This is a genomic window from Burkholderia sp. E168m22 (assembly GCF_001319805.1).
Lineage (GTDB): Bacteria > Pseudomonadota > Gammaproteobacteria > Burkholderiales > Burkholderiaceae > Burkholderia > Burkholderia orbicola.
In genome coordinates, this window is sequence record NZ_BBSK01000048.1 from 1 (window position 1) to 10,887 (window position 10,887).

The window sequence follows — 10,887 nt, forward strand, 5'->3', positions numbered from 1 at the left end:
TGCGGCCAGCGCCGCCGCGCCGGCCGACGCGAGCGCCGCGGCGCCGATGGCCGCGAGCCTGCCGCCGATCCGGCGTCCGCACCGGCCGCGCCGGCCCGCCAGCGACGCGCAGCCGGTCGCCGCCGCGCCGCGGGACGACAACCATCGTGCGACGGCCCCCGCGAAAGCGGCGAACGCCGGCACCGCTCATTAACGGAGAAAGGCATGCAATTCGACAAGCGCGCCTGGCTCGACAAGATCAAGCAGATGTTCGCGGGCTTCGACCGCCCGCTCGCCCTCATCGTGTTCCTGCTGCTGTGCGTCGGCATCGTCACGCTGTACAGCGCGTCGATCGACATGCCGGGCCGCGTCGAGGACCAGTTGCGCAACATCCTGCTGACGTTCGTGCTGATGTGGGTGATCGCCAACATCCCGCCGACCACGCTGATGCGCTTCGCGGTCCCGCTCTACACGTTCGGGGTCACGCTGCTGATTGCGGTCGCGCTGTTCGGGATGACCAAGAAGGGCGCGAAGCGCTGGCTGAACGTCGGCGTCGTGATCCAGCCATCCGAAATCCTCAAGATCGCGACGCCGCTGATGCTCGCGTGGTACTACCAGCGCCGCGAAGGCGGGCTGCGCTGGTACGACTTCATCGCCGCATTCGGAATCCTGCTGGTGCCGGTCGGGCTGATCGCGAAGCAGCCCGACCTCGGCACGGGTCTGCTCGTGTTCGCGGCCGGCTTCTTCGTGATCTACCTCGCCGGCCTGTCGTTCAAGCTGATCGTGCCGGTGCTCGTCGCGGGCGTGCTCGCGGTCGGCTCGATCGCCGTGTTCGAGGAACGCATCTGCCAGCCCGAAGTACAGTGGCCGCTGATGCACGACTACCAGAAACACCGGGTGTGCACGCTGCTCGACCCGACCTCCGACCCGCTCGGCAAGGGCTTCCACACGATCCAGGCCGTGATCGCGATCGGCTCGGGCGGCGTGCTCGGCAAGGGCTACCTGAAAGGCACGCAGGCGCACCTCGAATTCATTCCGGAAAAGCACACCGACTTCATCTTCGCGGTGTTCTCGGAGGAATGGGGGCTCGCCGGCGGGCTCGTGCTGCTGACGCTGTACATGGCGCTGATCGCCCGCGGGCTCTACATCGCCGCGCAGGGCGCGACGCTGTTCGGCCGGCTGCTGGCGGGCTCGCTCACGCTCGCGTTCTTCGTCTACGCGTTCGTCAACATCGGGATGGTGAGCGGCGTGCTGCCGGTCGTCGGCGTGCCGCTGCCGTTCATGAGTTACGGCGGCACCGCGCTCACGACGCTCGGCATCGCGATCGGGATGATCATGAGCGTCGGGCGGCAGCGGCGGCTGATGAAGAGCTGATCGCGGCCCCGCACCGCGGCACACGAAAACGGCGCCCCGGCGCCGTTTTTCACTGGATGCGCCGAATGCGGCCGCCTACTGCGGCGGCGCGTGCGGCTTGCCCTGCTCCGCGCCGGCGCCCGATGCCGGCCCCGGCGCCTTCAGCCGCGCGCTCAGCTCCTTGAATTTCATCCCGGCCGTCTCGTCGCCCTGCGCGGCCGCCGCCGCGTAATACGCCCGCGCGATGTTCAGGTTCTGCGCGACGCCGTCGCCGCCGCGCTCGTAGAACGACGCGGTCACGTACTGCGCGGTCGGCTCGCCCGCGTCGGCGGCCTGCTTGTACCATGCGAACGCCTGACGGTTGTCGCGCGGCGTGCCGCGCCCGTCGAGGAACTGGTTCGCGAGCGACAGCTCGGCCTGCACGTGCCCCTGCTTCGCGGCGCGCAGGAACCAGCGATGCGCTTCCGCCGGATTGCGCGCGACGAATTCGCCATCGTCGAACATCCGGCCGTACACGTACTGCGCATGCGACATGTTCGCGTCCGCCGCGCGCCTGAGCCAGCGCAGCCCTTCGTCGACGTTCGCCGTCACGCCTTCGCCCGTCAGCAGCATCATCGCGTAGTTGAACTGCGCGAGGCGATCGCCGCGCTCGGCCGCATCGTGGAATTGCACCAGCGCCGCACGATAGTCGCCGGCGTTGTAGTCGGCAACCGCCGATTGCGTCTCGCGCGACGGATCGGGCTTCGCTTGCGGCGCGCCCTGCGCGGCGGCCACCGCACACACGGCCCACAGGCCGACCATCGTCCCGATCCGCGCGCGCCCGCGGCACGCAGCATCTGCGCCGTTCATGACCGTACCTCCTGCAACGCCTGCCGCGTCGCGCGCAATAGCCAGCTCACGTCGGCCGATACCGTGATCATCCGGTAACCGGCGTCGCGATACTGGCGCGCGGCCGCCGTGTCGCCCGCGAAGATGCCGACCGCGACGCCTGCCTGCTTGCCGGCCGCGAGCACGCGCGCCATCGCGGTTTCGACGTCCGGGTGGCGGATGTCGCCGAGATGCCCGAGGCTCGCCGCGAGGTCGGCCGGGCCGACGAACAGGCAGTCGACGCCGGGCGTCGCCGCGATCCGCTCGACTTCGTCGACGCCGCGCGCCGATTCGACCTGCACGACCACCGCCACTTGCGCATTCGCCGTCTGCAGGTAGTCGCGGCGCATGCCGAACGCCGCCGCGCGCACCATGCCTGCGACACCGCGCAGTCCGTCGGGCGTGTCGGGCGACGGAAAGCGCGTGAGCCGCACCGCGTGCGCGGCGTCGTCGGACGTCTCGATACACGGGAACATCAGCGTGCGCGCGCCGGCGTCGAGCGCGCGCTTCACGAGCCACGGCTCGCGAGCCGGCACGCGCACGACCGGCTCGCTCGGCAGGTGCGCCGCGGCGATCGCACGCAGTTGCGACGCCACGTCGCGACTGTCGTTCGGCGCATGCTCCATGTCGATGCAGAGCCAGTCGTAACCGGCGTGCGCGAGCGCTTCCGCGGCCGAGTCGCTGCCGAGCGACAGCCACAGGCCGTACAGCGGCTCGTCACCGTCGCGCAGGCGTTGTTTGAGGGAATTGGTGAGCGTGCTCATCGATACGGCCTCCGGAACGGAACGGCAATCGAACGGGACAAGCAACAGGCGAAGCGGAAAGCGGAATGCATACCGCCGGGCAACCGAAGCACGGCGGCGGCGACGGATCGCGCGCCAGAGAACGTGAGTCGGCCCGGGACGGCCGATCTGACAGCGCGGGCCGCGCAATGGCTCACGCGAGCGTTTTTCGGTGCGGCACGTCGATCATAGCGCGGCGGGCGCTCGATGCGGGAACAGACAGGGGAAGCCCTACCGACGCGGGAAGGAGGGAGTCGAGGCCACGGTGCGCGGCGACGGGCAGCCCGCGCCGGACGGCGGGGCTGCGGGGGCAGGCAGGATCAGCGGCCGGGCTGGCGCTCGACGTCGGCCCAGCAGTTCGGCGTTTCGTACAACCGCACGCGCTCGAGGCGCAAGTTCACGCCGTAGTGCGCGTCGTACACGTTCGCGAGGAGGTCGAACGCGATCGCCGCGAGGTTCTCGACGGTCGGGATCCGGTCGATCACGACCGTCTTGTGGTCGGCCATCTGCTCGAGGAACGAGCGCACGACGTCGTCGCGCGCATAGACCAGGAACGCGTGGTCCCACTTGCTGACGAGGTGCTCCATCGCGAGCGCCTTCACGTCAGCGAAATCCATCACCATGCCGCGGTCGGGCGCCCCCTCGGTATCGACGAGATCGCCGCGCAGCGTGATTTCGAGCACGTAGCGATGGCCGTGCAGGTTCCTGCACTGGCTGCGGTGATCGGGAATGCGGTGGCCCGCGTCGAATTCGAGTTTTCGGGTAATCAGCACGATGTCAAAAGCCGTGGCTCAGGGAATGTTCAGATATTTGTGGGTCTGCATCGACAGCCGCCACTGCGGATGACGCTTGCACCAGTCGATCGCGAGCTTCGTGTTGAGGTCGCGCGACGGGCCGTCCATCGGCTGCACGAGAAAATACTCGAAATCGAGCTTCGCGTAGTCGGCCAGCCGCTGGTTGTCCTGCGGCACGACGACCTTCAGTTCGTTGCCCTTCGTGACGACGAGCGGCGCATCGGCCTTCGGGCTCACGCAGATCCAGTCGATCGATTCGAGCACCGGCAGCGAACCGTTGGTCTCGATCGCGATCTCGAAGCCGGCCGCGTGCAGCGCGTCGACGAGCGGCTGGTCGAGCTGCAGCATCGGCTCGCCGCCCGTGCAGACGACGAAGCAATTCGCTTCGCCCTCCGGCCACAGGCCGGCGATCGTCGCGACGAGCGCGGCGGCGTCCTTGAACTTGCCGCCGTTCTCGCCGTCGGTGCCGACGAAATCCGTATCGCAGAAGCGGCACACGGCCTCCGCACGATCCTCTTCGCGGCCCGACCACAGGTTGCAGCCGGCGAACCGGCAGAACACGGCCGGCCGGCCCGCATTCGCGCCCTCGCCCTGCAACGTGTAGAAAATTTCCTTGACCGCGTAAGTCATCGTGCTTCGTCCGGCTCGCGCCGCTCGTTGTCGATCAGAATCCGTTGTCCATCAAGCGCTGCCCGCGCGAGCCGCATCACAGCGGCGCTTCGGTCACCCGCTCGCCCTTCAGGTAAGCCTCGTAGCCGCGCTTGCGCAGCTTGCAGGCCGGGCATTCGCCGCAGCCGAAGCCCCAGTCGTGCAGTTCCGCGCGCTCGCCCACGTAGCACGTGTGCGTCTCGACGCGGATCAGTTCGACGAGCGCCTCGCCGCCGAGCTGTTCGGCGAGCTGCCAGGTCTGCGCCTTGTCGAGCCACATCAGCGGCGTCTCGAGCACCATGCGCGTATCCATCCCGAGATTCAGCGCGACCTGCAGCGCCTTCATCGTGTCGTCGCGGCAATCGGGATAGCCCGAGAAATCGGTCTCGCACATCCCGCCGACCAGCACGCGCAGCCCGCGGCGATAGGCGATCGCCGCGGCGATCGTCATGAACATCAGGTTGCGGCCCGGCACGAACGTGTTCGGCAGGCCGTTGGCCGTCGTCTCGATCTCGATCGTGCGCGTCATCGCGGTATCGCTGATCGCGCCGAGCACCGACAGGTCGATCATGTGATCGTCGCCGAGCCGGTCCGACCACGCCGGAAACCTGTGCTTCAGCGCTTCGCGCACGCCTTCGCGGCACTCGAGTTCGACGCGATGACGCTGGCCGTAATCGAAGCCGAGCGTCTCGACCGTCTGGTAGCGTTCGAGGGCCCATGCCACGCACGTGGCGGAGTCCTGCCCGCCGGAAAACAACACGAGCGCGCCGTCTTTAGCGTCTGTCCGAATCACCGTGATACTCCGTGAATGTGTAGGCTCGCGTCGCACTGCGCCCCGAGGCCGGCTGCCGCCGGGCGGCCCGACGCGACCGGCCTGCGCCGGCTCGACCAGTATAGGCAGCGCGGTCGGCCGCGAATGCGGCGGCGCGCTTATACCGCTCATCGCGCGGCATCGTGGCCGCGCGCCACGACAGGCGCGCCGCGGGCAGCCTGCCATGCGCATGAAGCGATGCGCTAAGTCATTGAGCGGGCACGGATTTTATCATGCCCCGGCGAATGCTGCCGGGCCCACCGCCCACGACACGCGATACCCACCACAAACGAAAAACCCCAAGAACCTTCCGATTCTTGGGGTTTTAAATGCTGGTGGCCTGGGACGGAATCGAACCATCGACACGCGGATTTTCAATCCGCTGCTCTACCAACTGAGCTACCGGGCCAACGAAGAATGAAAGTATATCGAGCTATCCGCCCCCGGGCAAGTGCTTTCGCAAAATATTTTACAGCGCACCTTCAGACGGCTTCTTGCCGAGCTCGACGCCGAGCTGCTTGAGCTTGCGATACAGGTGCGTGCGCTCGAGGCCCGTCTTCTCCGCGACGCGCGTCATGCTGCCGTTCTCGCGCGCGAGGTGATACTCGAAGTACGCGCGCTCGAATGCATCGCGCGCTTCGCGCAACGGGATGTCGAACGGGATCGCCGCCGTCTGGCCCGCGAGGCCGAGCGCCGACGCCATGTCGTCGCCGAGCGTCGGCAGCGCCGCCGCGGACGCGACCGTCGCCGGCCCCGCGGCCTGCCCGCCGCCCGCCTTCGCCGCCGCGTTCGCGGACACCGGTGCCGCGCCGCGGGCGAGACCGTGCTCGACCGACTTCAGCAGCTTCTGCAGCGCGATCGGCTTTTCGAGGAAATCGAGCGCGCCGATCTTAGTCGCCTCGACGGCGGTATCGATCGTCGCGTGCCCGGACATCATGATCACGGGCATCGTCAGCAGCCCCTGCGCCGCCCATTCCTTGAGCAGCGTGACGCCGTCGGTATCGGGCATCCAGATATCGAGCAGCACGAGATCGGGCGCCTGATTCAGCCGGTATTCCCGCGCGGCCTGCGCGTTCTCCGCCGCCTCGACGACATGTCCTTCATCGCTGAGGATCTCCGAGAGCAATTCCCGGATGCCCATTTCATCATCTACCACCAGGATGGTTGCCATTTACGCTGCCTTTGTCTGCTCACTTGCTTTTGTCTTGGCGGGAGTCGTCCCGTCCTGTGCACCCGGTTCGGCGCCTGGCGTATCGCTCGCCATCTGCAGGAACAGGATCGATACCTGCGCACCCTCGACGGTCTCGCCGTGCATGCGATTGCGCAGATCGATCCGCGCGCCGTGCTCGTCAACGATTTTCTTGACCGTGGCCAGCCCGAGCCCCGTGCCCTTCGCCTTCGTCGTCACGTAAGGCTCGAACGCGCGGGTCAGGATGCGTGCCGGAAAACCGGGCCCGTTGTCGGACACGGTAAGCCGTACCGCGACGCGCGTTTTGCCCTCGGCGTCGGGGTCGCCATATTCTACTGTCTTGGTTTCGATCAACACACGCGGATGCGCGGACTCCGCGACCGAATCCTGCGCATTCTGCAGCAGGTTGTGAATCACCTGGCGCAATTGCGTCGCGTCGCCGCGAATCACCGGCAGCGACGGCGCGAGTTCGGCGACGATCGGGCTCTTGCCTTCGCCGACGCCGTACAGCCCGAGCACCTCGCTCGCCAGTTCGTTCAACTGCAGGTTCGCGAGCACCGCCGGCGGCGTGCGCGCGTATTCGCGGAAATCGTCGACCATCCGCTTCATCGCGGCCACCTGGTTCACGATCATCGTCGCGCCGCGCTTGAGCACGTCCGCGTCGGGCGGCGCGAGCTTGTCCGACAGCTTCATCTGCAGCCGCTCGGCCGACAGCTGGATCGGCGTCAGCGGATTCTTGATCTCGTGCGCGAGCCGCCGCGCGACCTCGCCCCACGCGACCGAACGCTGTGCGGAAATCACGTCGGAGATGTCGTCGAACACGACGACGTAGCCGGACGTCTGCGGATCGTCGGCCTGCCCCTCGACCGTCGACACGAGCCGCGTGCCGCGCACCAGCAGCGTCAGCGGATCGGTTTCGCCCGGCACCTCGATCGCGAACTGCTGCTGCCAGTGGCCGCGATCGCCGCTGCCGCCGTCGGACGCCGCCTCGCGATCGGCGAATGCCTTGCGCACCATCGCGCCGAACCCGGCGGCCACGCCGATCCGGTCGAGCGTCGTGCCGATCAGCGAGTTGAACGGCTGCCGGAAGATCCGCTCGGCGCCGCGATTGGCCGTCGTCAGCCGGAACTGGCGGTCGAGCACGAACACGCCGGCCGTCAGGTTCGCGAGGATGCTCTCGAGATACGTCTTCGAATGCTCGAGCGCGATGCGGTTCTTCTCGACCGCGAGCCGCGCCTCGGACAACTGGCGCGTCATCGCGTTGAACGACTGCGTGAGGAAGCCGAGCTCGTCGCGCGTCTTGATCTCGCGCTTCGGCGTGTAGTCGCCTTCCGTGATCTCCTTCGTGCCCTGCGCGAGCAGGAACAGCGGCCGCGCGAGCTGCTGGCCGAGCGCGAGCGCGAGCATCATCGCGATGAAGGTCGCGAGGAACAGCGCGAGCGTCAGCGTGCCGATGTACATCTTGCGCAGGCCCGTGCGGCCGAGCGACTTTTCCTGGTACTCGCGGTACGCGCGCTGCACGGCGTCCGCGTTGTGCGCGAGCCCGGGCGGCACCGGCTGCGTGAGCTGCAGGAACCGCTCCGCCGGCTGCAACAGCGACGTCGTCGCATCGGGAATCGGCCGCACGACGCGCAACCGCAGCGCGCCCTTCGCGCCATGCGCGCGCGGGTCGCCGTCGACCTCGCCCTCGATCGCCGCATACGCGCCGTGTTCGCGTGCCTGGCTCAGCATCAGCGGCGTCGGCAGGTCGTCCGGAATCAGCGCCGCGAAATTGCCCGACGCCTGCGCGACGATGTGCAGGTCGGGCGCGGCGCCCGAGCCGCCGCGGCTCGGCTCGACGATCGTCGCGTCCTGCACGCCGAACTGGTCGCGCAGCCGCAGCAGCGTGAGCGTCGTGCCGTTCGTGTTCGCGTCGACGCTCGCGAGCTGGTCGGACATCAGCCGCGCCTTGGTCTGCAGATCGGACAGCGACGCATCGAGCATCCCGCGGCCGAGGTTCAGCCCGGCCGTCAGCGCCGTCTCGACGTTCACGTCGAACCACGACTCGATACTGCGCGACACGAACTGGTACGACACGATGTAGATGATCCCGCCCGGCACCACGCCGACGAGCGCGAAGAACACCGCGAGCTTCGCGAGCAGCCGCGTGCCGAACTTGCCCTTCCTCAGGCGCACGACGATCATCCCGATCAGCCCGAGCACCACGAGCAGGAACACGAGCGCGACGATGATGTTCGTCGCGTACAGCCACGAGTAGTAGCGGTCGAAGAATTCGGTGTTCGCGCTCGCGGCCGCGAGCAGCACGAGCAGCAGCAGTGCGGTGATCGCGACCGTCGAGACGATCACGCGGATGAGGAGGCTCTTCCCGCTGGCCGCGCGGCGTACTTTATTTAGCACGTTCGGTCACCGTGAAGTTGAAGCGCTTCCAGTCCGACCCGAGCGTCCAGTCGCGGTTGTTCACGGCATCGACCTGGAACGGCTTCGGCATCAGCGCCGTGTCGAGCTGCATCCGCACCGACGCCGTGTAGGTTTCGCCCGCCCGTACCTGGTTACGGTCGATCACGTGCCACGACGTGATGTGGCGGACCACCGCGAGCGCATCCTTCAGCGACGGGAAGCCGAGCTGCAGGCCGCCCGTCGACACGCGGTACTCGCGCGTGAGCGGCTGGAACGACAGGCGGATCGTCTGCGTGACCGCCACCGGCTGCTCGTCGAACCAGTACCAGCGTGCGCGGCTCAGCTCGAAGTCGGTCGTGAAGTAAAGCGGGATACCCTTGTTGACGGCATCCTCGAGGTTCGGATTCAGCTCGAAGTCGAACCGCGCGTCCAGGCTCCAGCCGCTGCCGTCGGACTGGAGCGATGCGCGCTGCACGGCGATCGATTCGGCATGCGCCGGCCGGACGACGGCCAGGCACAGCGTCAACGCGACCAGCAGGACGGCCGCGAGCCGAAAGGGAAAAAGGTGTTTGATCGTCACCGTTTCTGAAACCGCGCGTAGAAAAATCCGTCGTGATCGGTGTTCTGGTCGAGTGCGCCGGCGGCCGCCCGTCCCTGCACGCCGCCCGGCAGCAGTTGGCCGGGGGCGTCCAATCGTACCGCATCTTCACAGGCCGCTTCAAACCAGCGGGCCTGCAATTCGCCTTCCTCGGGGAAGATCGAACAGGTCACGTAAAGCAGTTCGCCGCCCGGCTTCACGAGCGGCCACAGCGCCGACAGGATGCGACGCTGCTCCGCGACCAGCGCCGGGATGTCGGCCTCGCGGCGCAGCCAGCGGATATCGGGGTGCCGCCGCACGATGCCGGACGCCGAGCACGGCACGTCGGCCAGGATGCGATCGAACGGGCGCCCGTCGTACCAGGTGTCCGGCGCGCCCGCGTCGCCGACGCACACGTTCGCCGCGAGCGACAGGCGCACGAGATTCTCGCCGATGCGCGCGGCGCGCGTCGCGTCGCTTTCGAGCGCCACGACTTCCGCATCGGCGAGTTCGAGAATATGGCCGGTCTTGCCGCCGGGCGCCGCGCACGCGTCGAGCACGCGCATGCCGTCGCGCGCGTCGAGCCATTCGGCCGCGAGCTGCGCGCCGGCGTCCTGCACCGACACCACGCCGTCAGCGAAGCCCGGGATGCGTTCCACCGGCAGCGCCGACGCGAGCCGCACCGCGTGCCGGCCGATCGCGGTCGCGTCGATTCCGCTCGCACGCAGCGTGTCGAGATACGCATCGACGCTCGCGCGGCGCGCATTCACACGCAACGTCAGTGGCCCCTGATGCTCGCCGGCCGCGAGGATCGCCTGCCACGCATCGGGCCATGCGCGCTTCACCGCATCGACCCACCACACGCGGTAGTTCCAGCGTGCGACCGGGTCGTCCTGCATCGCGGCGACGAGTGCGTCGCGCTCGCGCAGGAAACGGCGCAGCACCGCGTTGACCATCCCCTTCGCGAACGCGAATTCGCGGCGCGCACCGATGACGGTGACGGCCTGGTCGACCACCGTGAACGCCGGGTACGCTGCCTCGTCAGGCGGGTCGAGCAGCAGCGCGAACGCGCCGGCGAGCACTGCGTGCACGTGCGCGGGCGGCGCCTTGCTGACGAACTTGCCGATCAGCCAGTCCGCGCTGCCGAGGCGACGCATCGTCCGGTAGGCGACGTCCTGCGTCGCGCCGCGCGCGAGCGCCTGCGCACCGGACGGCATCTGCGCGAATACCGCCGACAGCGCCGCCGGCAACGCGGTGCCGCGTCGCACCGCGTCGACCGCCTGCGCGGCCGCGTCGAGCGCGAAGCCGAGCGAATCGGGCGCCAGGTGCAGCGCAGCCAGGCGCGCCGGGCGGCCGGAAGAAGTCGGAGCGGAAGAACGGGGTCGTGTCATCGGTACGGAATCGGCAAGCAGGCGCGGCAATCAGGTGCGGCAAACAAATGCGGCAAACGGCGGGATCGCGGCGGCCAGATGGCCCGGCGATCCCAAACC

General features: G+C 68.3%; 11 protein-coding genes and 1 tRNA gene. 2 read left to right on the forward strand and 10 right to left on the reverse strand.

Annotated features, from left to right (window positions below):
- Window positions 1-193 (forward strand): hypothetical protein (locus tag AP428_RS13180; RefSeq protein ID WP_156349313.1); only part of this gene is annotated, 193 nt, incomplete at its 5' end.
- A gap of 11 nt (window positions 194-204) precedes the next feature.
- Window positions 205-1,353 carry a rod shape-determining protein RodA gene (rodA, locus tag AP428_RS13185; protein ID WP_011546477.1) on the forward strand — a complete coding sequence of 383 codons (1,149 nt, stop codon included), beginning with the start codon at window positions 205-207 and terminating at the stop codon, window positions 1,351-1,353.
- Window positions 1,354-1,428: 75 nt separating this feature from the next.
- On the opposite strand, the gene AP428_RS13190 is transcribed toward rodA, so the two are convergent.
- The 10 genes from AP428_RS13190 to rsmB all read right to left on the reverse strand — a co-directional run bounded on the left by AP428_RS13190 (window position 1,429) and on the right by rsmB (window position 10,788).
- Window positions 1,429-2,181 carry a tetratricopeptide repeat protein gene (locus AP428_RS13190; protein ID WP_054928167.1) on the reverse strand — a complete coding sequence of 251 codons (753 nt, stop codon included), beginning with the start codon at window positions 2,179-2,181 and terminating at the stop codon, window positions 1,429-1,431.
- Window positions 2,178-2,963: an HpcH/HpaI aldolase/citrate lyase family protein gene (locus AP428_RS13195; RefSeq protein ID WP_011546479.1), complete on the reverse strand. Its 786-nt coding sequence runs from the start codon at window positions 2,961-2,963 to the stop codon at window positions 2,178-2,180. Before AP428_RS13195 ends, AP428_RS13190 begins: the two co-directional genes overlap by 4 nt.
- A 338-nt stretch (window positions 2,964-3,301) precedes the next feature.
- The gene (queD, locus tag AP428_RS13200; RefSeq protein WP_006477472.1) at window positions 3,302-3,754 is read right to left on the reverse strand and encodes a 6-carboxytetrahydropterin synthase QueD; all 453 of its coding nucleotides are present in this window, start codon (window positions 3,752-3,754) and stop codon (window positions 3,302-3,304) included.
- Between the two features lie 18 nt (window positions 3,755-3,772).
- Window positions 3,773-4,405, reverse strand: a complete 633-nt coding sequence (gene queE / locus AP428_RS13205) for a 7-carboxy-7-deazaguanine synthase (RefSeq protein WP_054928168.1) — start codon at window positions 4,403-4,405, stop codon at window positions 3,773-3,775.
- 76 nt (window positions 4,406-4,481) lie between these two features.
- Window positions 4,482-5,216, reverse strand: coding sequence for a 7-cyano-7-deazaguanine synthase QueC (queC, locus tag AP428_RS13210; RefSeq protein ID WP_011546481.1), 735 nt, complete (start codon window positions 5,214-5,216; stop codon window positions 4,482-4,484).
- Between the two features lie 351 nt (window positions 5,217-5,567).
- Window positions 5,568-5,643 (reverse strand) — tRNA-Phe (locus AP428_RS13215).
- Window positions 5,644-5,703: 60 nt separating this feature from the next.
- On the reverse strand, window positions 5,704-6,405 hold the full coding sequence (esaR, locus tag AP428_RS13220) for a response regulator transcription factor EsaR (RefSeq protein ID WP_012329434.1): 702 nt from the start codon (window positions 6,403-6,405) through the stop codon (window positions 5,704-5,706).
- Window positions 6,406-8,820, reverse strand: coding sequence for a sensor histidine kinase EsaS (esaS, locus tag AP428_RS13225; RefSeq protein WP_011546482.1), 2,415 nt, complete (start codon window positions 8,818-8,820; stop codon window positions 6,406-6,408).
- Complete coding sequence (locus AP428_RS13230) at window positions 8,810-9,400, reverse strand: DUF4390 domain-containing protein (protein ID WP_006477467.1); 591 nt, start codon at window positions 9,398-9,400, stop codon at window positions 8,810-8,812. Before AP428_RS13230 ends, esaS begins: the two co-directional genes overlap by 11 nt.
- The gene (gene rsmB, locus AP428_RS13235) at window positions 9,397-10,788 is read right to left on the reverse strand and encodes a 16S rRNA (cytosine(967)-C(5))-methyltransferase RsmB (protein ID WP_054928169.1); all 1,392 of its coding nucleotides are present in this window, start codon (window positions 10,786-10,788) and stop codon (window positions 9,397-9,399) included. Before rsmB ends, AP428_RS13230 begins: the two co-directional genes overlap by 4 nt.
- Between the last annotated feature and the right edge of the window lie 99 nt (window positions 10,789-10,887).

Bases quoted from the DNA above. Each gene is read 5' to 3' on its own strand.
- queE (WP_054928168.1), bottom strand. From the start codon at position 4,405: ATGACTTACGCGGTCAAGGAAATTTTCTACACGTTGCAGGGCGAGGGC.
- AP428_RS13195 (WP_011546479.1), bottom strand. From the start codon at position 2,963: ATGAGCACGCTCACCAATTCCCTCAAACAACGCCTGCGCGACGGTGAC.
- AP428_RS13190 (WP_054928167.1), bottom strand. From the start codon at position 2,181: ATGAACGGCGCAGATGCTGCGTGCCGCGGGCGCGCGCGGATCGGGACG.
- esaR (WP_012329434.1), bottom strand. From the start codon at position 6,405: ATGGCAACCATCCTGGTGGTAGATGATGAAATGGGCATCCGGGAATTG.
- rodA (WP_011546477.1), top strand. From the start codon at position 205: ATGCAATTCGACAAGCGCGCCTGGCTCGACAAGATCAAGCAGATGTTC.
- rsmB (WP_054928169.1), bottom strand. From the start codon at position 10,788: ATGACACGACCCCGTTCTTCCGCTCCGACTTCTTCCGGCCGCCCGGCG.